The following is a 23332-nucleotide window of genomic DNA, read 5'->3' on the forward strand; positions in this document are numbered from 1 at the left end:
TCAGCCGCCTCGGGCGAACAGCGCCAGGCGAACCCGGTTCGGGCTGTCCGTCTTGGTCATCAGACTGGTGATGTGGGTCTTGACGGTGGTCACGCCGATGTGCAGCCGGTCGGCGATCTCGGTGTTGGACAGCCCCTCGGCCACCAGGTCGAGGACGTCCCGCTCGCGGGCGGTCAGGCCCGTCACCGGTGTGCGCGGCTGCACGCGGGCCCGCACCGCCCGACCGACCAACCGCTGCAACACCTCTTCGCTGAACGGGCTGGCTCCGGCGGCGGCCCGCCGGACCCCGTCGACCAGGTCGGCAGGCGGGGCGTCCTTGAGCAGGAACCCGCAGGCACCGGCGGTCAGGGCGGGATAGAGATGGTCGTCGTCGCCGAACGTCGTCAACACCAGCACCCGGGTGCCGGGCCGGTTGGCGAGGATGCGCCCGGTCGCGGTGATCCCGTCGACACCGGGCATCCGCAGGTCCATCACCACGACGTCGGGGACGAGCCGGGCGGCCAGGGTGACCGCGTCGCGGCCGTTGTCGGCCTCCCCGACGACCTCGATGTCGGGTTGTGCCTCGCAGAGCATGCGCAGGCCCGCACGGATGAGGTGCTGGTCGTCGACCAGCAGCACCCGGATCACGCCGGCCCCGCCGCGTACGGCCCGGCGGAACCGGGCGGCGGGGACGCCGGGCCGGCCCACCCGGCCCGAGGCGTCCCCGCACCGGCCGGCGACGCACCGGCACCGGGCGACGCCCCGGTGGGGGACGCACCGGCAGGCAGCACGGTCCGGACCCGCCAGCCGGTGCCGGCCGGCCCGGCGTCCAACCGCCCACCGAGGACCTCCACGCGTTCCCGCATGCCGGTGAGACCGTGTCCACCACCGGGCGGCACCGCCGCCGGAGCCCAGCCCCGACCGTCGTCGGACACCTCCCAGTGGACGGCGTCCTCGACGACCGACACCGACAGCCGTGCCCGCGCGGACGCGCCGGCGTGCTTCACCACGTTCGTCAGAGCCTCCTGGGTCAACCGGAGCACCGCCAGCCCGCGTACCGCGTCGAGTGCGCCCACCGCCGGATCGACCTCCGCCTCCACCGTCACCCCGGCCTGCCGGGCCCGGTCGATCGCCGCGCCGAGCGCGGTGGGCAACGCCGCCGGCTCGATCGAGATCAGTGCCGCGTCCCCGTGCGCCACGTCGGGATCACGCAGCACCGCGACCAGCCCCCGCAGGTCGGCCAACGCCGCCGTCCCGGTCGCGTGCACGTCGTCGAAGACCGCGCCCACCCCGGGGCCGAGGTCGGTCAGGACGTGCCGGGCGACACCGACACGCAGCACCATCGACGCCACATGGTGCGCGACCACGTCGTGCAGCTCGCGGGCGATGGCGCTGCGTTCGTCGGCGCGTGCCGCCCTGTTGTCCGACTCGCGTCGCAACTGTTCCGCCCGGAGCCGTTCCTCGGCCTGCCGGGCGAGTTCGCGGTTGGTACGCACCACCGTGCCGACCAGCAGCGGCAGCCCGACGTAGACCAGCACCCCGAACACCGTCCCGACGATGCCCCGGGCCCCGTGACCCGACGGGGACGGGCCGAACGCCGTGACCACGGCCAGCCCGCCGGCGGCCAGCCAACCGGTACGCGGCCGACGGGACCGCATGGTCAGTTCGAGCAGCGCCCAGCTGGCCCCGACCTGGTTGATGGTGGTGTCGTCGAGGGCCACGACCGCGACCACCAGCAGTCCGGTCTGCACCGTCAGGTTCACCAGGGGCCGGCGGTGTGCGAGCACCGCGACGGCGAACGCGACCACCGCCAGCGCCCACTGGGCGTCGGTGGGCGGCTTACCGGCCTGCGTGCCGAAGACGAGGTAGCCGAGGCCGCTGAGATCGAGCAGCAGCATCCGCACGAGAGTGTCCCGTGCGTCGAACAGTCGCCCGACCCAACCCACGGGGTCAGCCTACGGATCGGGGGGTGGGAGCGGCAGCTGCCCCACTCGGGTGGGCCCAGCGGGTCCGCAGCACCAGGTAACCGGCCAGGCCGAGGGGTCCCAGCAGGATCGTCGCCACCAGCACCGGGGCCATGACCAGCGCCGGCACGGCACGGTCCCGGCTGTCGAGCCACGCCCACCGGCCGACGAACAGGTCGAACCCGATCAGGTGCGCCCAGGCTGCCGCCGCGCCGACGTCGGTGCCGAACAGGTCCCGTACCCCGGTCAGGGTCGGCGAGGTCACCACCGGGAGCACCGCGCCGAGCGCCGGGAGCACCAGCACCGCGTAGATCACCAGGACCGGCAGGACGATCAACGGCGACCGGACGATCCGGATGGTCCACGACCAGCCCGGCAGCAGGATCATCAGCGCCCAGAACGGTGCGGCCAGCGCGAAGGTCAGCGTGAACCAGGTGGCGGTCACGCGGCCAGCGCCAGTTCCGGGCGACGTCGCCGGGCCACCACCGCCACCGCGGCGACCGTGGTCGCCGCGGCCAGGGCGGCCAGCGCGGTGAGGGTGGCCAGGTCCGGCCGCAGCAGCGGCTGCCCGCGCAGCGCCTGCCAGGTCAACAGCACCGTGAGTACGCCGTACCCGGCCCCCGCGACGACCAGCAGCCGGACCCGGCTCCGCTCGTCGAGCCAGTGACCCAGGTAGCGGCGCAGCAGGTAGGCCAGGATCGGTAGCGCCTGCATGGCGTGCAGCCCCACGAAGTGCCCGATCCGCAGGTCGCCCCCGGTGGTGCTCCACCCGACGATCGGCAGGCCCGGCCCGCCGTCCGGCACGCCCACGCTGTGCGCCCCGGCGATCCCGTCCGGCCCGGCCCGGTCCTGGGCCACCATCGGGAACGCCGCCAGCATTCCCAGCGCGGACAGGCCGAGCCCCAGAGCCACCGCCCAGGTGGTGGCCCGGTCGGTGGGCCGCCGTACCAGCAGCGCCACCGCGACGATCAGGTGCGCGGCGAACAACACCATGATCGCTATTCCCATCACCTGCCAGAGCGCGGCGTTGAGCGGGGTGGTCTGGTTGTAGTGGCTGGTCGTGCCGCGCAGCACCTGCCCGACGATCACCACCATCTCGACCAGGGCCGTCGCCACCACCACGCCGGCCGACCACTCGGCGATCCGGCTGCGGCGCGGCAGTTGCGCCAGCATCCAGGCGAGGGTGGCGGCGTAGAGCGCGAAGGACACCGAGAACTTGAACGGCTTGAGCCAGATCGGCACGCCGGTGAGTACCCGCCCGTCGACCACCACACCGACGGCGGTGACGACGGCGAGCACCGCCGCCGCCACGCTGAGCACCCTCAGGGGGCGGTGCCGGCCGGCCGCCCGGGACATCAGTTCAGTCATGTGTCGAGCCTCGCCGGCCGTCGGCCCGGCCGCGCCCGACCGGAAGCCCCGGTCACGGCCCCCGGTCGGAGGCCGCCTCCTCCCCAGGGTGGAGGGGTGCCGGGGCGGACGGGCGGATTGACGGCATAGACGATGCTCAGTACCTTGGAAAGCGCTTACCTCGACTGACGCGCCGACCCACCACCTCCCGGAGCGGCCCCGGGGCAGGGCGGGCTTCGTACCCCAACCCCCAGGAGAAGACCATGATCTACCGACAGCGTCGGACGGCACTGTGGATGTCCGCAGTGGCGGCGACGACGCTCACCGCGACCGGAGTCGTGATCACCGCGAACGCCGCCCAGGCCGCCGCCGGTTGCCGGATCGACTACACGGTGTCCACCCAGTGGTCCGGCGGTTTCACCGCGAGCGTCAACCTCACCAATCTGGGCGACCCGCTCAGCGCCTGGACGACCACCTGGACGTTCGGTGCCGGGCAGCGCGTCGACCAGGGGTGGAACGCCACGTTCAGCCAGAGCGGCAGCACGGTCAGCGCGGCGAACGCCGGTTACAACGGGGCGGTCGCCACCAACGGCACGGTCTCGTTCGGTTTCAACGGCACCTGGACCGGCAGCAACCCGGTCCCGACGAACTTCGCGGTCAACGGGGTGGCCTGCACCGGCGGCGTCACCCCCACCACCGGCACCCCCACCAGCGCGCCCCCGACGACACCCCCGCCCACCACACCCCCACCCACGACACCCCCGCCGACCACGCCGCCGCCGACCACCCCACCGCCCACGACACCCCCGCCGTCGGGCAGCACGCTGTACGTGGCACCGAACGGCAGCGCCGGTGCGGCCGGCACCCAGACGAACCCGACCACGCTCGCCTCGGCCATCACCCGGGTCACCGCCGGTGGGACGATCTATGTCCGCGCCGGGACGTACAACCTGGCGCAGACCGTGACCATCGAACCGGGCAACAACGGCACCGCCAGCGCCCGCAAGAAGCTGTTCGCCTACCCGGGCGAGAAGCCGGTGCTGAACTTCTCGGCGATGAGCGAGGACCCGGCCAACCGAGGGCTCGCGCTGAACGGGTCGTACTGGCACGTCCAGGGCATCGTCGTCGAGCGGGCCGGCGACAACGGGATCTTCGTGGGCGGCAGCAACAACATCATCGAACGTACGGTGACCCGCTTCAACCGCGACAGCGGGCTACAGCTCTCCCGGATCGCCTCCAGCACCCCGCGCGACCAGTGGCCGGCCAACAACCTGGTGCTCAGCGCCGAGTCGCACGACAACGCCGACTCCGACGGGGAGGACGCCGACGGCTTCGCCGCCAAGCTCACCGTCGGCAACGGCAACGTCTTCCGGTACGCGGTGTCCCACAACAACATCGACGACGGGTGGGACCTCTACACCAAGACCGACACCGGAGCCATCGGTGTGGTGACCATCGAGGACTCCCTGGCCTACAACAACGGGACGCTCAGCAACGGCACCCAGAACGGCAACGGTGACCGCAACGGCTTCAAGCTCGGCGGCGAGGACATCGCGGTCAACCACGTCGTGCGGCGGACCATCGCCTTCCGCAACGGCAAGCACGGGTTCACCTACAACCGCAACCTCGGCTCGATGTCGATCTCGAACAACCTGAGCATCGACAACACCGAGCGCAACTTCTCGTTCGACGGTGGCAGCTCGGTGTTCCGGAGCAACACCTCGTGCCGCAGCGGCAGCGGCTCGAACGACAAGATCGTCGGCAACGCCGACAGCTCCAACCAGTTCTGGAACGGCAGCAACGGCTCCCGCTGCGCGTCGTACACCGGGGCGATCGGTTGGTCCTTCGCCTCCGACGGGCGGCTCGTGGTGACCCTCGGCGGCCGGCAGGTCACCCTGTAACCGCCGGCCTGCGGGTGGTGGCCCGGCCGGTCCGACCGGCCGGGCCACCACCACGGGCAGCCCGGTCGGCACGGCCGGCGCGGCCTGCGGCCCGTCGGCGGCGACGGCCAAGGGCGGGCCGCAAGCCGGGCAGGCGGAGGCGGCGGACCCGGCCGGGCGGGGCAGGCGGAGGGCGACCGGTCACCGGGTCGTGAGGCCGACCAGCGTGGCCAGTCGCGCGACACCGGCCACAGTAGGCCGCCCCCGGGCGATCTCGGCGATCACCGCACGCGCCGCCGGCCGGCAGCGCACCTCGGCCGGCGCGATGCCGTCCGCGTCGACGAGCACCCGACCGGCCCCGAACAGGTCACCGACCTGGAGGTACGCCCGCGCGGCGTCGACCAGGTAGGCGGCCCGGTACTCGGCCGGCAGCAGCTGCCACCCCTCCCGACGGACCACCTGCTCGTGCCGGTAGACAGCCTCCCCACCGTCGCCCACTTCGATCGCCGCCACCACCCGGGCCAGCTCGACGGCGACCGGCCCGAAGCAGATCCGGTGCGGATCGTCACCGCTCCCGGCCCGGGTGGCGATCCCGGCAGTCAGGTCGATCAGCTCGTCGGCCCGGTGGGTGTCGCCGTGCTCGGCGGCGGCAAGGGCGGCCTGGAGCAGCAGCGTCCCGCAGAGCGCCTGCCGGCCCGCCGGGGCGTCGCGTACCGGCCTCGGGGCGACGCGACGCGCGGCGGCCACGGCCACCGCGAGCGCCAACCGGCCACGGCCCAGGGCCCGCAACGCCTGCCCCACCGCGACCGCCGCCGTACCCGCCAGTACCGGGTCGTCGCCGGCCACGGCCACCGCCCGGTCGGCGGCCAACCACCCGAGGTCGGCCTCGCCGAGCTTCACCAGCACCGCCGAGGCGATCCGGTACGTCTGCACCAGCGCCTCCGCCGCGCCCTCCGGGGCGGTCGAGTGCCGGCTGCGGGCCGCGTCGAGCAACCCCGGCAGTGCCCGCAGCACCTGCGCGTAGTGCGCGTGCTGATAGGTCAACCAGGCGTGCCCGACATGCCGCCGCAGTTCCGCCGGTGACACCACCCCGACCGTGACGTCGTAACGGGCGAGGGCGGCGCGCAGCCCGTCCACCCCGTCCACGCCGGTCCCGCCCGCCGACGGCAGCCGGGTGCCGAGCAGCACCGCCGGATCGACCCGCAGCACCTCGGCGATCTCCTGGATGACCGAGTACCTGTCCAACGTGCGGACCCCGCGTTCGACCTTGTCCACCCAGCTCTTCGACTTGCCGAGCCGGTCGGCAAGCATCTGTTGGGTCATCCGCCGCCGTACCCGCCAGCGCGCCACCCGCCGTCCGACCGGCAGTTCCTCAGAGCCCACGCCGCCACCGCCGATCCGGCACGGCGCGCGTCGTGTCCTCCACGGGTACCCGCTCCGCCTCGGCCTGCGCGAGCAGGCGACACCGAGCCGCCTCCTGCTCAGCTGCATCAATCCGCTCACCCCGGTTCCTTGGAGGGGACGGATCGTCCTGAACCGAATAGACCGGATGCTGGTACCACTTTCGTCTCGGCATGACACCCCTCTTCATCACTGACCGGGGTCCAACTCTACTAGCAGAGTAGACAGTGTAAGCAGTGTTGAAACAAAATACATACTGGACATGGCTAGCTGGGCCGACTGATCTACTGAATTCCATGAGTGGCTACGTCCCGACCTTCCGGATGGTCATCAACGACATCCGGACGTCGATCGCCTCGGGGCAGCTCAAGAAAGGCGACAAACTCCCGTCGCTGCCTGAACTTGCCGAGAGGTACGACTGCTCCATCGGCACGGTGCGGCGGGCGATCGAACATCTCCAGATCACCGGCGAGCTTCAGGGACGCCAGGGCAAGGGCACTTACGTGACCGGGAAGCTGTTCGAGGAGTCCTGAGCTGCGGGCTGATGCTCGTCGCCCGTCAGCGGGCGGCGCGAGGTCGGGTCTGGAGTGTCATGGTCCGATCGGGCTTATGACACACAGGCATAAATATGACGGACAGGCATACTGCTCTGCGCGCACACTGGCTCCCGCCGCACCCGTGACCCAGCGTGACGACCCCTCGCGGGGACAGGCACCCTCGCGATCCCCGATGCTGCCGCGGGCAGCAGCGGGCAGCAGCGGCCCGCCGCTACCCGCCGCACCGCCCGTGTCACCCGAGAAACGCGCGGGCCCGCGCAGATGACCCCGGGCCACGACCGCTGCCGCGCACAGCCAGCCGTGGCACAGCCGGGCGCGGCGCTCAGAGAGCCACGATCGCGGCGGTCTCCGCCGGCAGCTCCACCCGGTCGCGCATCACCGTGACGCCCTCTCCGGTGGTGAGCAGCACCCGGCGTGCCACCCCGGGCAGGGTGATCCGCTGGCGTCGACCGGCGAGGTTCGCCACCACCAGGCATCCGCCCCGGCGGACCACCAGGAACTCGTCGCCGTGGCGTACCTCCACCTGGTGCAGGCGGGGGTCGGACAGGTCGGGGCGGGCCTTGCGCAGCGCGATCAGCCGCCGGTAGAAGTCGTACATCTCGCGGTGTTCGGGCTTGTCCAGCTCGGCCCAGTCGAGCCGGGAACGCAGGAAGGTCTGCGGGTCCTGCGGGTCGGGCACGTCGCCCGGCGGCCAGCCGTGCGCGGCGAACTCGCGCCGCCGGCCGGTCGCGACCGCCGCCGCCAGCTCCGGCTCCGGATGGCTGGTGAAGAACTGCCACGGCGTGCTGGCCGCCCACTCCTCCCCCATGAACAGCATCGGGGTGAACGGCGCGGTCAGCAGCAGCATCGCCCCGACCCGCAGCAGCGCGGGCGACAGGCCGGCGGAGATCCGGTCGCCGGTGGCCCGGTTGCCGATCTGGTCGTGGTTCTGCAGGTACGCCACGAACCGGTGCCCGGGGGTGGCGTGCCGGTCCACCGGCCGGCCGTGGCTGCGGTTGCGGAAGCTGGACCAGGTGCCGGCGTGGAAGAACGCCCCGGTCAGCACGTCGGTCAGGCACTCCAGCGAGCCGAAGTCGCCGTAGTAGCCCTGCCGCTCCCCGGTGAGCAGGGTGTGCAGGGCGTGGTGGGCGTCGTCGTTCCACTGCGCGTGCAGGCCGTAGCCGCCCGCCTCCCGGGCGGTGATCAGCCGGGGGTCGTTGAGGTCGGACTCGGCGATCAGCGACAGCGGCCGGCCCAGGTGGGTGGCGAGCGCCTCCACCTCGACCGCCACCTGCTCCAGGACGTGCACCGCGCGGGAGTCGGGCATCGCGTGCACGGCGTCCAGCCGCAGGCCGTCGACGTGGTAGTCGCGCAGCCACATCAGCACCGAGTCGACGATGTAGCGGCGCACCCCGTCGGAGTGCGGGCCGTCCAGGTTGACCGTGCGTCCCCAGGAGTTGTCCTGCTCGGTCAGGTAGGGCGCGAACCTCGGCGCGTAGGCCCCGGAGGGCCCGAAATGGTTGTAGACGACGTCGAGGATCACCCCCAGCCCCCTGGCGTGGGCGGCGTCGACCAGGCGTTTCAGCCCGTCCGGCCCACCGTAGGGCTGGTGCGGGGCAAACCAGCACACCCCGTCGTAGCCCCAGTTGTGTTCGCCGTTGAAGGCGTTCACCGGCAGCAACTCGATCAGGTCGACGCCGAGGTCGACCAGGTGGTCGAGGCGGTCGATCGCCGCGTCGAAGGTGCCCTCCGGGGTGAACGTGCCGACGTGCAGCTCGTAGAGGATGCTGCCGGGCAGTTGCCGGCCGGGCCAGCCCTGGTCGGTCCAGGCGAAGGCGGCGTGGTCGTAGCGTCGGCTCGGCCCGTGCACCCCGGTCGGCTGCCAGGCCGACCGGGGGTCGGGCAGCGGGGTGTCGTCGTCGTCGAGCAGGAACGCGTAGTCGGTGCCGGGGCCGGCGGCGGGCACCTCGACCCGCCACCAGCCGTCCGGCCCCGCCCGCATGTCGTGGTCGGCGACGCCGGGCAGGTGCAGCCGGACCCGGGCGACGTCGGGCGCCCAGACGGTGAACTCGGTCATGCGGCAGCCTCCACGGGGTCGGTGGGAGCCAGCAGGGCGGTGGGCGCGAGGAGCGCGACGGGGTAGGTGCTCAGCAGATCATGAAGGAGCAGCTCAGAACCACTGTAGACCCGTCCGGTGAACACGTCGGTAACACTGTTGCCGGGCATCGACAGGCGGGTGTCACGCCAGCCGCCGTCGCGGGCCAGCCCCACCGGCAGCCGGGTCGCCACCGCGATCACACCACCCCGGTCGAAGGCGACCACGTGGGCGGCGGCCGGCCCGTGCGCGGCCACCGGCCGGTAGCCGGCGAACAGCTCCGGGTGGTCACGGCGCAGCCGCAGCGTGCGGGAGACCACCAGCAGCTTGGCCGCGCCGTCGGCGGCCACCGCCGGTTGCCAGCCGGCGTCGAGCCGGGCCAGCAGCTCCCGGCGTACGGCGAAGTCGACCGGGCGGCGGTTGTCCGGGTCGACCAGCGAGTTCTCCCACAACTCGGTGCCCTGGTAGGTGTCGGGCACCCCCGGCATGGCGAGCTGGACCAGCTTCTGGCCGAGCGCGTTGGACCAGCCGGCCGGGGTCAGCTCGGCGGCGAACGCGCTGACCTCGTCGTGCAGCAGCGGGTCGTCGTACAGCCGGTCGACCAGGGCGTGCAGGTCGTGTTCGAAGGTCGGGTCGGGGTCGGCCCAGCTGGTGGAGGTCGACGCCTCCCGGGCGGCCTTCTCCACGTACGCGTGCAGCCGCTCCCGGTCGATCGGCCAGGCACCCACGGCGGTCTGCCACAGCAGGTGGGCGAAGGCCGGATCGGCCAGCGGCGCACGGGCCATCCAGTCACCGACCTGCTCCGCCCAACGGGCCGGCAGCTCGGCGAGCACGGCCAGCCGGGCCCGGACGTCCTCGCCGCGCTTGGTGTCGTGGGTGGACAGCGTGGTCATGCTGGTGGGCCAGCGGACCTGCCGGGCGGCGGCGAACCGGTGGAACTCCGCCGGCGGCACCCCGAAGTGGGCCGGCGAGCCACCGACCTCGTTCAACGCGACGAACCGGCTCCACCGGTAGTAGGCGGTGTCCTCCACCCCCTTGGCCATCACCGCACCGGTGAGCTGCGGGAACCGGGCGGCCAGCTCGTGCTCGGGACGGCGCAGCAGCGCGGTCACCGCGTCGAGGGTGGCGGTGAGATCGGGCCGGCGGCGGCCCGCCTCGGCGCGGGCGGCGGCCAGGTGCCGGGCCCCGTGCGGCGGGTAGCCCCGGTAGACCGGGAAGCAGGCGGCCAACTCCGCCAGGGCCGCCCGGGTGGCGTCCCGGTCGAGGTCGGGGGCGAGCGCGGCGAGCCGGCCCAACTCGGCGGCGAGCAGCCGGGTGGCGGCTTCCAGCTTGGTGGTGTGGGTGAGGTCCTGCCACGAGGTGTGCCGGCCGGTGAGCCGGGCGTCGAGGGCGGTGAAGTCGCCCTCGGCCCGCCCGTCGACGAACAGCCCGCAGACCGCAGCGAGCGCGTCGTAGCCGGTGGTGCCGTCGACCGGCCAGTCCGGTAGCTCCTCGCCGTACTCCAGGATCTTCTCCACCACCAGCCAGGCGTGCGGGGCGGCGGCCCGCAACCGGGTCAGGTAGCCGGCCGGGTCGCGCAGGCCGTCGGGGTGGTCGACGCGGATGCCGTCGACCTCACCGGCGGCCACCCAGCGCAGCACCTCGGCGTGGGTGGCGTCGAAGACCGCCGGGTCCTCCACCCGCAGCCCGGCCAGGTCGGACACGGCGAAGAACCGGCGGTACGTCAGCTCGGCGTCGCCACGCCGCCAGGAGACCAGCTCGTAGTGCTGCCGGTCGTGCACGTCGCGGGGGCTGCCGTCGGCGGTGCCGTCGGCGATCGGGAACCGGTGCTCGTGGTAGCGCAGTTCCCCGTCGACCAGCTTGAGGTCGTCGGTCGCGTCGGGGCTGTCGGCGAGCACCGGCAGCAGCAGCCGCCCCCGCTCCCAGTCGACGTCGAACCAGTCGGCGTAGGCCGAGTCCCGGCCCCGGCGCAGCACGTCCCACCAGGCCGGGTTGGCGGCCGGCTGGGCAACCCCGGCGTGGTTGGGCACGATGTCGACGACCAGGCCCAGCCCGGCCGCCCGCAACGCCCGGACCAGCCGTTGCCGGCCGGCTTCCCCGCCCAGCTCCGGGTTGACCGCGCGGTGGTCGACCACGTCGTAGCCGTGCGCGGAGCCGGGGGTCGCGGTGAGCAGCGGTGCGGTGTAGAGGTGGGTGACGCCCAGGTCGGCGAGCCAGTCGGCCAGCCCGGCGGTGGTGTCCAGGTCGAACCCGGGTCGGACCTGGACGCGGTACGTCGACCCGACCGTCGCCGTCGAGTCGGGTGCGGGCTGAGCGGGCATGTCAGACCGTCCTCTCCAGGACCACCAGGGAACGGTCCGGCACGCAGACCGCGCCGCCCGCCTCGACCACCGTCGGCTTCTCCGGATCCGGTTCCGCGGTGCTGATCACCAACTCCCAGCGCTGCCCGAACTCCGCACCGGGCAGGGTGAAGTCCAGCGGCGCGTCGTGGGCGTTGAAGCAGAGCAGGAACGAGGAGTCCCGGTGCCGCTGGCCGTACTGGCCGCGCTCGGGGATGCCGTCGCCGTTGACGAACAGGGCCACCGACCGGCCGAAGTCGTTGCCCCAGTCCTCACCGGTCATCTCCCGGCCGTCGGGGGTGTACCAGGCCAGGTCCGGCAGCCCCGCCTCGGCGTTGCGGCCACCCACCGGCAGGCCGGTGAAGAACCGGCGGCGACGGAACACCTGGTGCCGGTTGCGGAAGTCGGTGAGCCGCCGGACGAAGGCCAGCAGGTCGTCGTCGGCGTGCTCCCAGTCCACCCAGGCCAGCTCGCTGTCCTGGCAGTAGGCGTTGTTGTTGCCGTGCTGGGTACGGCCCAGCTCGTCGCCGTGGCCGAGCATCGGCACGCCCTGGGAGAGCATCAGGGTGGCGAGGAAGTTGCGGCGCTGCCGGGCCCGCAGTGCGGTGATGCCGGCGTCGTCGGTCTCCCCCTCGACGCCGCAGTTCCAGGACCGGTTGTGGCCCTCGCCGTCGCGGTTTTCCTCACCGTTGGCCTCGTTGTGCTTGTCGTTGTACGACACCAGGTCGTTGAGGGTGAACCCGTCGTGGCAGGTGACGAAGTTGATGCTGTGGAAGGGGCGGCGGCCGTCGTCCTGGTAGAGGTCGGCCGAGCCGGAGATGCGGGAGGCGAACTCGGCCAGGGTGGCCGGCTCGCCGCGCCAGAAGTCGCGGACCGTGTCGCGGTACTTGCCGTTCCACTCCGTCCACAGTGGCGGGAAGTTGCCGACCTGGTAGCCGCCGGGGCCGACGTCCCACGGCTCGGCGATCAGCTTCACCTGGCTGACCACCGGGTCCTGCTGCACCACCTCGAAGAACGTGGACAGCCGGTCGACTTCGTAGAACTCGCGGGCCAGGGTGGCGGCGAGGTCGAAGCGGAACCCGTCGACGTGCATCTCGGTCACCCAGTAGCGCAGCGAATCCATGATCAGCTGGAGGGAGTGCGGGCTGCGCACGTTGAGGCTGTTGCCGGTGCCGGTGTAGTCGACGAAGTACCGGCGGTCCTCTTCGGACAACCGGTAGTAGCTGGGGGCGTCGACGCCCTTGAAGCTCAACGTCGGGCCCAGGTGGTTGCCCTCGGCGGTGTGGTTGTAGACCACGTCGAGGATGACCTCGATGCCGGCGGCGTGCAGCGCCTTGACCATGCCCCGGAACTCCTGCACCTGCTGGCCGAGGCGGCCCAGCGCGGAGTAGCCGTGGTGCGGGGCGAAGAAGCCGATGCTGTTGTAACCCCAGTAGTTGCGCATGCCGAGGTCGGCCAGCCGGTGGTCGTGCACGAACTCGTGCACCGGCATCAGCTCGATGGCGGTCACCCCGAGCTGCCGGAAGTAGTCGATCATCACCGGGGAGGCGATCGCCGCGTAGGTGCCGCGCAGCTCCTCCGGGATGCCGGGGTGACGCATGGTGAGCCCGCGCACGTGTGCCTCGTAGATCACCGAGTGGTGGTAGGGGATGCGCGGCGGCCGGTCGTTGCCCCAGTCGAAGTACGGGTTCACCACCACCGACTTGGGCATGAACGGGGCCGAGTCGGTCTGCGACATCCGGTCCGGGTCACCGCCCAGCTCGTAGTCGTAGACCGCCGGGTCCCAGCTGACCTCCCCGTCGACCGCCTTGGCGTACGGGTCGAGCAGCAGCTTGTGCGGGTTGCACCGGACACCGTTGGCGGGGTCGTACGGGCCGTGGACCCGGTAGCCGTACCGCTGGCCCGGCTCGATCCCGGGGATGTACGCGTGCCAGACGTACGCGTCGACCTCACGCAGCTCGACCCGGCGCTCCGCGCCGGTGTCCCACTCGTCGAACAGGCACAACTCGATCTTCTCGGCGACCTCCGAGAAGATCGCGAAGTTGGTGCCCATCCCGTCGTAGGTGGCGCCCAGGGGATAACGCTCACCCGGCCAGACCTGCATGTCGCTCCTTCGGCCCATGATCATGAGCACACCTACCGAGTCGGGGACCGGCCGATGCGCACGCCACTGATGCCCCGTGGCCGGGTCGGCCAATCCACCCGTTCGGACGGCACCCGATTTCCACCCGTCCGAGGGATCACCCACCGTCAGGTGTCGTCCGTCACGATAGGCCCTTTCGAGATGCGCCGAGCCGCCCGATGCCCTTTGCTAGACGCGACGCGCCCGCGCGGGCACGTCGCCACTCGGCCCTCGGCCACCCCCACCACCGCCCCCTCCCGCCGTCACCGCTGCCGGCGTGATCGCGTGCGCATGGACGGAGATTGATGTGACCACCCTGCGGGTCAGCGACCAGCTCGCGACCGCTGTGGACCGGACCCGCCGGCCCACCCCCACCTTCCGGCCCCAGCTCCCCCAGCAGGGCGGCGGCTCCGGCGTGCCCCCGCGCACCCGGCGCATCCTGATGCTCTCCTGGGAGTATCCGCCGGTGCTGGTGGGCGGGCTCGGCCGGCACGTGCACGCCCTGTCGGTGGCCCTGGCCGCCGCCGGGCACGAGGTCACCGTCGTCACCCGGCACACCGAGGGCGCGGCGCTGGAGGAGTACGCCGACGGCGTGCGGATCGTCCGGGCCGCCGAGGACCCGGTCACCTTCCCGCTGGCCACCGACTCGCTGCTGGCCTGGACGATGGCGTTCAACCACACCCTGACCCGGGCCGCCCTGCGGGCCACCGAGTCCGGCGCGTACGACGTGATCCACGCCCACGACTGGCTGGTCGCGCACACCGCCATGACGTTGCGCGCCCACCTGGACGTGCCGCTGGTGACCACCATCCACGCCACCGAGGCCGGCCGGCACCAGGGCTGGCTGCCGGGGGAGATGAACCGGACCATCCACGGCGTCGAGCAGTGGCTGGCCGCCGAGTCGGGTCGGGTCATCGTCTGCTCCCGGTACATGCGCGACGAGGTGGGCGCGCTGTTCGACGTGCCGACCGCCCGGGTCGACGTGGTCCCCAACGGGGTCGAGCCGCACCGGTGGAAGGTGCCGACCTCGGCGGTCACCGCGGCCCGCGCCCGGTTCGCCGGGGACGGGCCGCTGGTCACCTTCGCCGGCCGGCTGGTCTACGAGAAGGGCGTCCAGCACCTCCTCGCCGGCCTGCCCCGGCTGCGCGAGCGGCACCCCGGCCTGCGCGCGGTGATCGTCGGCGACGGGCCGTACAAGGCGGAGCTGGAGGCCGAGGTGCGCCGGCTCGGGTTGGGCGGCACGGTCGCCATGCCCGGTTTCCTCGGCGGCACCGACCTGCCGGCCGTGATGGCCGCCTCGGACTGTTTCGCGGTGCCCAGCATCTACGAGCCGTTCGGGATGGTCGCCCTGGAGGGCGCGGCAGCCGGCGCACCGCTCGCGGTCGCCGAGACCGGCGGGCTGGCCGAGATCGTCGAGCCGGGGGTGACCGGGATGACCTTCGCCCCGGAGGACCCGGCCGACCTCACCGAGGCCGTGCACGCGCTGCTGTCGGACCGGGAACGCGCCCGGGTGCTCGCCCGCCGGGCCCGCGCCATGGTCCACGAGCAGTACGGCTGGTCGGCGATCGCCGCCCGCACCGCGACAGCGTACGCCTCGGCGATCGCCGGGGACGCCGCGTTCACCGCGCAGCGGGCCGAGCAGCGGATGGCCACCGGCCGGGTCACCGCCCCGATCCCGGCGGGCAACCTGCTCGTCGCCGCCGGCCTGCGCTGATCCACCGGGCCCCGACGCCCGGTCTCCCGTACGCGAGAAGGCCGCCGACCCCCAGCGGGGTCGGCGGCCTTCGTCGTGACCGGGGTCAGCGCTGCGAGATCGCGGTGAACTCCCGCTCGGGCGCACCCGTGTAGACCTGCCGGGGCCGGCCGATCTTGGTCTCCGGGTCGCTGATCATCTCGCGCCACTGGGCGATCCAGCCGGGCAGCCGGCCCAGCGCGAACAGCACCGTGAACATCTTGGTCGGGAAGCCCATCGCCTTGTAGATCAACCCGGTGTAGAAGTCCACGTTCGGGTAGAGCCGGCGGGACACGAAGAAGTCGTCGGCGAGCGCGATCTCCTCCAGCTGCATCGCGATGTCCAGCAGCGGGTCCGGCTTGGCCATCCGGCCGAGCACGTCCTGGGCGGCCTTCTTGACGATGGCGGCCCGGGGGTCGTAGTTCTTGTAGACCCGGTGCCCGAAGCCCATCAGCTTGACGCCGTCCTGCTTGTCCTTGACCTTGCGGACGAAGGACGCGACGTCACCGCCGTCGGCCTCGATCTTCTCCAGCATCTCCAGCACGGCCTGGTTCGCCCCGCCGTGCAGCGGACCGAACAGGGCGTTCACCCCGGCCGAGACCGAGGCGAAGAGGTTGGCGTTGCTGGAGCCGACCAGCCGGACGGTGGAGGTCGAGCAGTTCTGCTCGTGGTCGGCGTGCAGGACGAACAGCATGTCCAACACCCGCGCCACCACCGGGTCGACCTCGTACGGCTCGGCGGGAACGCCGAAGTTCATCCGCAGGAAGTTCTCCACGTAACCCAGGGAGTTGTCCGGGTACAGCAGCGGCTGACCGATGGACTTCTTGTAGGCGTACGAGGCGATGGTGGGGACCTTCGCCATCAGCCGGACCGTGGACATCTCCACGTGCTCGGAGTCGAACGGGTCCAGGCTGTCCTGGTAGAAGGTGGAGATGGCGCTGACCGCCGAGGACAGCACGGCCATCGGGTGGGCGTCCCGGGGGAAGCCGTCGAAGAACCGGCGCATCTCCTCGTGCAGCAGGGAGTGCCGCCGGATCCGCTCGCTGAATTCGCCCAGCTGCTGCTGGGTCGGCAGCTCACCGTAGATGAGCAGGTAGGAGACCTCCAGGAAGGAGGACTTCTCGGCCAGCTGATCGATCGGGTAGCCGCGGTACCGCAGGATGCCCGCGTCACCGTCGATGTAGGTGATCGCGGAAGAACAGGACGCGGTGTTCACGAAACCGGGGTCGTATGTTGTCATCCCGGTTTCCTTGAGCAACTTACTGACCCCGATGCCCGCAGGGCCCTCGACCGCGCCCTGCACCGGCATCGAAAGCTGCCCACCGGGGTGGTCGAGCTTGACTTCCGTCATGTGGTTCCTCGCTTCGCCGGCGAATCTTCGTTGAATTGCCTTCGCTTTTACCGTAATCGCGGTCGCGGGGATACTGCCCCCCGTGGTTCTGCGGTGAGGTATGCGTCACCCGATTCCCGACCCAGCGGCGCGGAAACCCCGCCGGGCCCGGGGGTACGGCCGGAGCCGGACACCGGTGACGGGACGCAGAAAAGCGGCGAAATGCCAGGAAATTGCACTACAGCTTAGGAGAGGGTCAATCGACGCAGATCGCCGCCGCTGCCCACCCGGTAGATGTCCAACCGGTTCGCCCCGGCCCGGAACAGCCGGTCGTCGGGGAGGAACGCGGCGAACCGGCGACCCCCCCGGTCCGGGGGCACCACCGGGACGACCGCGCCGATGCGGCCGTTGACGGCCACCGCGAGCAGCGTGCCGTCGGGCACCTGCCCGGGCACGGTCCCCCACACCAGGGCCGGCAGCTCCCCCGCCCCCGCATCGACGTGGTCGAACGCGCCCAGGTGCGCCACCGAGGCGGTACCACCCGACGGCTTCTCCCCCACCGTCGTGCCGACCAGCGGATGCGGGACGGGCGGCGCGGGACGGGCCGGCACCCCGCCGGGAAGGGCCACCCGCTCACCGGGCTGGTCGTAGAAGAACTTCTCGGTACGCTCCCGGGGCGGCTGCTGCGCAGACCGGCCGTCGAGCCGCCACGGGACCCGGACGTGCACCTCGTCGGCGATGGTGGGCAGCAGGTCCACGTGCTCCCAGTTGCGGTCGTCGACCCGACCGGCACGCTGACCGGGCTCCTTGACGAACAGCGGCACCCAGGCCACCTCGCCGGGCGCGTGCGTGATGGCCCCCATCCCCCGCCCCTGCCAGTCCGGGGCGAAACTCACCCCGTGGTCGGCGGTGAGCACGACCAGCGACCTGTCGTACAGGCCGGAGGCGCGCAGGGTGCGCAGCGTCTCGCCGACCAGCCGGTCGGTGTACCGCAACTGGGCCAGGTGCCGGGCCCGGGCCAGTTCCGCCCAACCCGCGCCGTCGTTGGGCAGGTCGTCCGGTGCGTCGTAACGCGCTCCGGACGGCAGGTACACCCACGGGGCGTGCGGCATCAGCAGGTGCAGGAAGTGCAGGGTCGGCCGGTCGGACGGGCGCAGCCCGGCCAGGAAAGCGGTGAACCGGGCCGGCTGGTTGTCGTTCAGGCTGTCCCAACGGAACTTCGGGTCGGCCGGGACCGGTTCGGCGGCGTCCAGGCCCACCTCGGCGGCGGTCTGCTCCCGGTACGACTCCTGCGGGTCGACCCGGCTGTCCACCGGGGCGGCGATGCGGCCCAGCAGCGCCCCGCTCTCCCGGACCAGCACGCCGAGCCCCTGTTCGGGGGCGACCGGCTGGTCACAGCGGCTGGGCGGGCAGAGCCGGGTGATGCTCTCCTGGGCCCGGATGTCGTACAGGCCGCCGAGGGCGGTGAACAGGTTGTCCGGGTACTGCGAGTAGTGCGGGGCGGCCGGGGTCGACGGGTAGCGGCCGGTCAACATCGCCGGCAACGCGTACGGCGTCCACCCGCTGACGCCGGTGGCGTTGCGGTACCAGGTGGAGCCGCCGGCCAGCTCGGCGAAGTTCGGGTAGCGGGCCGCGTCGATCCGTCCGTCCGGACCGAGCAGCGACACCAGCGGCAACTCGTCCAGGACGATCATGACGACCGGCGGGTGCGAGCCCGGGCCGGCGACCCCGGCGGCACCCTCGTGCGCGCGGGGCAGCACCACCGCCGAGGCGGGCGATGCGAACAGGAACAACCCGACGAAGACGACCGGTCCGACGGCGGCCACCCGCAACACCCGGCCGGGCAGCGACCAGCGCCGGTGTGCCACCGCCCCGGCTGCCCCGGCCAGCACCGCCACCACCACCAGCGGTACGCCCCGCAGCGCCGTCACCTGCCGGCCCACCTGCACGGCCAGCCCGGCCAGCAGCAGCCCGACGAGCACCGTGTGGGCACCGGCCCGGACCCGGGCCCCGGCCAGCCGGGTCGCCGCCCCGAGCAGTACCACGGCGAGGCCGGGCACCACCGCGACCAACGCCACCAGCGCGAGCACGTCCCCGCTGCCGGCCCGGTGGAACAGGAAGAAGTCGGGGCTGCGCCCGAGCACGTCGAGCAACGGCTGGGTGACCACCAGGCCGACCAGGGCGACCAGCTCCGCCGCCCGGCGCAGCTCGACCCGGCGGGTGGACGGCGCGCTCCGCTCATCCGGCGCGGGCGGCGCGACGGGCTCGGTCCGGGTGAGGGTCGGCTCAGTCACCCACCACCACCTGGTAGAGCGTCCGGGTGCCGGAGGGCAGTTCGCACCGACGCTCGATCCGGCAGTGGGCGGTCAGCAGCCGGGTGAACTCGTCGCGCCGGTAGTCGGGGAAGATCCCGGCCGGCTTGTTCGCCAGCAGCCGCCGCGCCATCGGGTCCTGCGGATCGACGAACTCCACCACCAGCCGACCACCGGGTCGGACGTACCCGACCAGCTGGTCGACCACCTCGGGAAGCGGCACGTTGTGGCCGATCGCCAGGTGGTGCACGACGGCGAGGGCGAGCACCACGTCGGCGTGGGCCCGGGCGGCGAACCCGGCCCGTTCCACGCCCCGCCAGCCGCCGCCGGGTGACGGGTCGGCCAGGTCCATCACCAGCGGCAGGATCCGCCGGTCACCCTCGGCACGCAGCGCCCGGTAGAGGGCGTCGACCACGGCCGGGTCCTGCTCGACGGCGACCACCTGGGCGGCGTGCCGGGCGGCGATCCGGGCGTACCGGCCGTCGTTGGCGCCCAGGTCGAGCGCCAGCCGGGGGGTGCCGCCCGCCGCCACCGCCGCCTCGACGAAGCTCTCCTTGGCCGCCCGGTCCGCCGTGGTGTAGCCGCAGGTGCGCGGGTAGTCGACCCAGTGGCTGCCGGCCACCCGACGGTCCAGCCGACTGACCAGCCGCGTCAACCGTCGTACGGTGGCCAGGGCCAGCTGGCGGGAGTAGCCCGCGTCGCGCAGCTGGGCGGCGACGGCGTTGCTGCTGGCGTCGGCGTTGCGGGCCTGCATCGCGCCGTGCAGGTGCACGTGCGTGGGCACCCCGGGCAGCAGCCGGCGCACGCCCCGGAACAACGGTCGGAGCTGGTCGGGGGTGATGCCGTCGACCCGGGCCCGCAGCCAGGGCTGGAAGTCCACCCCGAGATGGGCCTGAAGCAGCAGCGGATAGAGCAGGGTCTGGCAGAACTGCCGGTAGCCGGCCCACGGCTCGCCCTCGGTCAGCGGCGCGAACGAGCCGATGTCGATGAAGACCGGGGTGGCCCCCCGCCACTGGAGGTTGTAGGCCGAGCCGTCCTTGACGGTGAACCCCGCCTCCAGCGCCCGACGCAGGATCTCCAGGTGCAGCAGGGCGGCGTCGCGCAACATGCCGAACGACCACTCGTACGGATGCGAGACGAACGGGATGCGCTCGTGCCGCAGCACCGTGGTCCACCCGGTGTCCGGCAGCGTCGCCGGGTCCACCGCCGAGGTGGCGCAGACCTTGCCCTCGGCGAGCAGCGCGGCGAAGAACCCGCTGGCCGCAAGGGCCTGCCAGTCGGCGGTGCCCTGCGGGCCGAGCCCGCGCAGCACCTGTTCGCCCAGGTGGAAGACCCGATTGGCGGGGTCGCGGAAGGAGCCGGGTTCGGCCCGGATCCCGAGGTCGGCGGTGGTCATCCGTGCGCCGGCCCGTCAGTTGCCGGCGGGCTGTCGCGGTTGCCGGTCGGTCCGGGTGGCCTCGGCCGGTACGGAGGGGTGCCGCCCGGTCGCGACCGGTTGCCGCCCGGTCGCGGTGGCCTCGGCCTGCCCGGCGGGTTGGCCGGGTGGGCGGGCCTCGACGGGTTCGGTGGGGTGGCGCCGGAAGCGGGCCGCCACCCGCCGCCAGTAGAGCTTGGCGGCGACCGCTGCGCCCGCTGTTCCGCCGACCACCGCCTGCACGATCAGACTGCCGGATCCCGCGTCCAGGTAGGCCAGGTGCATCATCGGCCGCTCCCTTCCCTCGCCGTCATGGACCGCCGACAGGCACGCCGTTACGAGGCATTTGAACCTGAAAGGCGGGTTTCTCCCCTGACACCGTACGTCGTCCGGTCCCCGCGCGAGGGGCACATGGTTTCCTCGGTCCGTTCCGTTCAAGACCCCGGGTCGGGCACCGACCTAGCCTGAACCCATGACGCCCCGCTTCGACCTCATCGGCACCGCGGTCAACGACATGGCCCGCACCCTGGACTTCTACCGCCGGCTCGGGCTCGACATCCCCGCCGACGCCGACCACGAGGACCACGTCGAGGTCACCCTGCCGGGTGGGCTGCGGCTGGCCTGGGACACCGTGACGCTGCTGCGCGGCTTCCACCCCGACTGGACGCCACCCAGCGGCAGCCCGCGCGCCAGCCTCGCCTTCCGCTGCGCCGACCCGGCCGAGGTGGACCGGTACTGGACCGCGCTGACCGACGCGGGCTTCCACGGTGAGGTCGCCCCCTGGGACGCCTTCTGGGGCCAGCGGTACGCCGTCCTGCACGACCCGGACGGCAACGGTGTCGACCTCTTCGCCCCGCTCGACCCGAGCTGACCACGGCGGCCACGGATTTGCCGGCATTCCCACCTGCTGCCGGCGGGACGGCGTGGTAACCGAGACCGAGAAGACCCGGCTCACGCCACCACTGCCCGCGCCACCGCCCCACGGGGCCACAGCCACGCGCGGCCACCGCCTGCCCCGCCACAGCCCGCGCACCACCACAGCCCGCGCGACCACCACAGCCCGCACCACCACAGCCCGCGCGGCCACTCCCCCGCACCACCACAGCCCGCGCCCGCGCGCCACACTGCCCGGGATGCCACCCGGACGCAGGATCCTGCCGGGAGCGGGACCAGGCGTGGTGCTATTCGGGTCCTTTCGAGCTGATGACGTCAACGATTCACTCGACCGGCCCGCCCACCGACTTCGCCGCTGCCGGGCCGGTTCGGGCAGGCGGAGCGGGGAGAACGAGGACAGAACCGGCCCGCCACCCTCTCATCCCCGAGCCGACATCGTCGGTCGGTGGCGTCATCAGCCCTCCCCTCCGACGCCGACCGGCGGGCGTGGAAGGTCCTGGAGAAACTGGCGAGGGCTCCGGACGACCAGGGCGGAAGCAGGGTGGTGACCGACGAGGACTCCGGACGACCGGGGCGGAAGCAGGGTGGTGACCGACGAGGACTCCGGACGACCGGGGCGGAAGCAGGGTGGTGACCGACGAGGACTCCGGACGACCGGGGCGGAGGCAGGGTGGTGAGTCGTTTGGGTCATCAGCTCGAAAGGGCCCGGACAGCACATGGTCAGCCGGGCTGTCCGACGACCCGGGCGACGGCCCGGGTAATGGCCCGGGCGACGGCCCGGCGCTCAGTGCGCCGGCCGGAGCACCGGAATCGTCTCGATCAGCCCGACGATGCCCGCCGTGGCCCGGCGTCCGCTGGCGGCCCTTCCGCAACGGACTTCCGGGCCATCGCCCGGCCACGCTTGCCCAGCACCCGGCCCACGGCGACCACGACGTGACTGACGACCGACTGCCCCGTCCGTCGTCGCGCCGATGTCGACGGAGCCGCCCACGGCTGCCAAGGCACCCGATGACGGGCAGCCCCGAGTAACGGCAACGGGCACTACCGGGCAACGGACAGCGACAGGCAACACCCTGGCAACGGGCACTACCGGGCAACGGACAGCGCGGGTCAAGGGGCACCACTGCCGACGGGGCGGGGTCACCGGGCGAGCAGGGTGGTCGGCGGGACTCCGGCCAGGTCCCGGGCGTCGCGGGTGAAGTGGGCCTGGTCGGCGTAGCCGGCACGGGCAGCCACCTCGGCCAGGCCGACCCCGCGACCTGCCAGGGCGAGGGCGCGGCGCAGCCGCAGGATGCGGGCGAGGGTCTTCGGGCCGTACCCGAAGAGGGCCTGGCTGCGTCGGTGCAGGGCGCGCGGGCCGAGGCCGACCTCGGCGGCGGTCGCGGTGACCGTGGCGCCGGCGGCGAGCAGGGCGGCCACCCGGGGGCCCAGCGGGTCCGCGCCGCCCACCCGGGCGAGCCGGTCGGCCGCCACCGTGGCCAGATCGGCGGCGGTGGGCGACGCGCCGAGTTGGTCGGCGAGCCGGAGGGCGGTCCGCCCCCAGAGGGCGTCGAGGGGCACCCGACGGTCGCGCAACTCGTCGGCGGGGACGCCGAAGACGGCCGGGCCCAGCCCGGGCGGTAGCCGGACACCACGCCACCGCTCCCCCTGCCGGGACAGGCTCAGGTAGGCCGTGCGGTCCGGCCCGGCGACCAGCAGGCCCGCCCGGCTCGACCAGAGCAGATCCAGGCAGCCATCGGGCAGCACCCGCGTCGGCGCGGCGTCCGGGCGACTCTCGCTCGCCCAGAGCACCGCGCCGACGATCATCTCGGCAGGCCGTTCCCGGTACACGGACCCAGCCTGCCACGCCACCGGCCGGGGACCGCGCCACGCCACCGGCCACCGGCCCGAACCGGACGACGACGGACACCGAAACAGGCCGGACATCGGGCCGTCACCTGGCAGATCGCCATCGCATAACTTCCTCGCTTCCGCGTTCCCGCAGCTC

Annotated in this window: 17 protein-coding genes; 4 read left to right on the forward strand and 13 right to left on the reverse strand. The window is 72.8% G+C overall.

The genetic code is table 11. From position 1 onward, the window contains the following. The 4 genes from AB0K25_RS09485 to AB0K25_RS09500 are packed head-to-tail and all read right to left on the reverse strand — an operon-like array spanning position 1 to position 3311. Entirely contained in the window at positions 1 to 627 is a 627-nt protein-coding gene (locus AB0K25_RS09485; protein ID WP_363819462.1) for a response regulator transcription factor, read from the reverse strand. Further along, entirely contained in the window at positions 624 to 1877 is a 1254-nt protein-coding gene (locus AB0K25_RS09490) for a histidine kinase (RefSeq protein WP_363819465.1), read from the reverse strand. The genes AB0K25_RS09485 and AB0K25_RS09490 overlap by 4 nt, the downstream gene beginning before the upstream one ends. A 52-nt stretch (positions 1878 to 1929) precedes the next feature. Next, positions 1930 to 2388: an ABA4-like family protein gene (locus tag AB0K25_RS09495; protein ID WP_363819468.1), complete on the reverse strand. Its 459-nt coding sequence runs from the start codon at positions 2386 to 2388 to the stop codon at positions 1930 to 1932. Further along, the gene (locus AB0K25_RS09500) at positions 2385 to 3311 is read right to left on the reverse strand and encodes a hypothetical protein (protein ID WP_363819471.1); all 927 of its coding nucleotides are present in this window, start codon (positions 3309 to 3311) and stop codon (positions 2385 to 2387) included. Before AB0K25_RS09500 ends, AB0K25_RS09495 begins: the two co-directional genes overlap by 4 nt. A gap of 242 nt (positions 3312 to 3553) precedes the next feature. Here AB0K25_RS09500 and AB0K25_RS09505 point away from each other — a divergent pair, with 242 nt between their 5' ends. Further along, positions 3554 to 5191, forward strand: coding sequence for a cellulose-binding domain-containing protein (locus AB0K25_RS09505; protein ID WP_363819474.1), 1638 nt, complete (start codon positions 3554 to 3556; stop codon positions 5189 to 5191). 180 nt (positions 5192 to 5371) lie between these two features. On the opposite strand, the gene AB0K25_RS09510 is transcribed toward AB0K25_RS09505, so the two are convergent. Then, positions 5372 to 6553: a helix-turn-helix transcriptional regulator gene (locus tag AB0K25_RS09510; RefSeq protein WP_308290698.1), complete on the reverse strand. Its 1182-nt coding sequence runs from the start codon at positions 6551 to 6553 to the stop codon at positions 5372 to 5374. A gap of 314 nt (positions 6554 to 6867) precedes the next feature. Between AB0K25_RS09510 and AB0K25_RS09515 the strand changes: the two genes are divergently transcribed. Beyond that, positions 6868 to 7104 carry a winged helix-turn-helix domain-containing protein gene (locus AB0K25_RS09515; RefSeq protein WP_219461053.1) on the forward strand — a complete coding sequence of 79 codons (237 nt, stop codon included), beginning with the start codon at positions 6868 to 6870 and terminating at the stop codon, positions 7102 to 7104. A 346-nt stretch (positions 7105 to 7450) separates the two neighbouring features. On the opposite strand, the gene treZ is transcribed toward AB0K25_RS09515, so the two are convergent. The 3 genes from treZ to glgX are packed head-to-tail and all read right to left on the reverse strand — an operon-like array spanning position 7451 to position 13645. Further along, on the reverse strand, positions 7451 to 9184 hold the full coding sequence (gene treZ, locus AB0K25_RS09520; protein ID WP_363819477.1) for a malto-oligosyltrehalose trehalohydrolase: 1734 nt from the start codon (positions 9182 to 9184) through the stop codon (positions 7451 to 7453). After that, the gene (treY, locus tag AB0K25_RS09525) at positions 9181 to 11523 is read right to left on the reverse strand and encodes a malto-oligosyltrehalose synthase (RefSeq protein WP_357533831.1); all 2343 of its coding nucleotides are present in this window, start codon (positions 11521 to 11523) and stop codon (positions 9181 to 9183) included. The genes treZ and treY overlap by 4 nt, the downstream gene beginning before the upstream one ends. A 1-nt stretch (position 11524) precedes the next feature. Then, the gene (glgX, locus tag AB0K25_RS09530; protein WP_219461039.1) at positions 11525 to 13645 is read right to left on the reverse strand and encodes a glycogen debranching protein GlgX; all 2121 of its coding nucleotides are present in this window, start codon (positions 13643 to 13645) and stop codon (positions 11525 to 11527) included. A 325-nt stretch (positions 13646 to 13970) separates the two neighbouring features. Here glgX and AB0K25_RS09535 point away from each other — a divergent pair, with 325 nt between their 5' ends. Further along, on the forward strand, positions 13971 to 15377 hold the full coding sequence (locus tag AB0K25_RS09535) for a glycosyltransferase family 4 protein (protein WP_357533836.1): 1407 nt from the start codon (positions 13971 to 13973) through the stop codon (positions 15375 to 15377). Positions 15378 to 15462: 85 nt separating this feature from the next. Here the strand turns inward: AB0K25_RS09535 and AB0K25_RS09540 are convergent, their stop codons facing one another. From AB0K25_RS09540 to AB0K25_RS09555, 4 genes are all read right to left on the reverse strand, one after another. After that, the gene (locus tag AB0K25_RS09540; RefSeq protein ID WP_219461036.1) at positions 15463 to 16746 is read right to left on the reverse strand and encodes a citrate synthase; all 1284 of its coding nucleotides are present in this window, start codon (positions 16744 to 16746) and stop codon (positions 15463 to 15465) included. Between the two features lie 224 nt (positions 16747 to 16970). Beyond that, positions 16971 to 19019 (reverse strand): sulfatase-like hydrolase/transferase, encoded by a 2049-nt coding sequence (locus AB0K25_RS09545; protein WP_363819482.1) that lies wholly within the window; start codon positions 19017 to 19019, stop codon positions 16971 to 16973. Next, on the reverse strand, positions 19012 to 20433 hold the full coding sequence (locus AB0K25_RS09550; protein WP_219461010.1) for a methyltransferase: 1422 nt from the start codon (positions 20431 to 20433) through the stop codon (positions 19012 to 19014). Before AB0K25_RS09550 ends, AB0K25_RS09545 begins: the two co-directional genes overlap by 8 nt. 15 nt (positions 20434 to 20448) lie before the next feature. Continuing rightward, positions 20449 to 20739 carry a hypothetical protein gene (locus AB0K25_RS09555; RefSeq protein WP_219470885.1) on the reverse strand — a complete coding sequence of 97 codons (291 nt, stop codon included), beginning with the start codon at positions 20737 to 20739 and terminating at the stop codon, positions 20449 to 20451. 184 nt (positions 20740 to 20923) lie between these two features. Here AB0K25_RS09555 and AB0K25_RS09560 point away from each other — a divergent pair, with 184 nt between their 5' ends. Continuing rightward, positions 20924 to 21322 (forward strand): VOC family protein, encoded by a 399-nt coding sequence (locus AB0K25_RS09560; protein WP_363819485.1) that lies wholly within the window; start codon positions 20924 to 20926, stop codon positions 21320 to 21322. Positions 21323 to 22485: 1163 nt separating this feature from the next. Here the strand turns inward: AB0K25_RS09560 and AB0K25_RS09565 are convergent. Next, positions 22486 to 23151 carry a helix-turn-helix domain-containing protein gene (locus AB0K25_RS09565; protein WP_363819603.1) on the reverse strand — a complete coding sequence of 222 codons (666 nt, stop codon included), beginning with the start codon at positions 23149 to 23151 and terminating at the stop codon, positions 22486 to 22488. Positions 23152 to 23332 lie beyond the last annotated feature (181 nt).

The sequence above is a fragment of the Micromonospora sp. NPDC049257 genome, assembly GCF_040678915.1.
Taxonomy (GTDB): Bacteria; Actinomycetota; Actinomycetes; order Mycobacteriales; family Micromonosporaceae; genus Micromonospora; species Micromonospora antibiotica.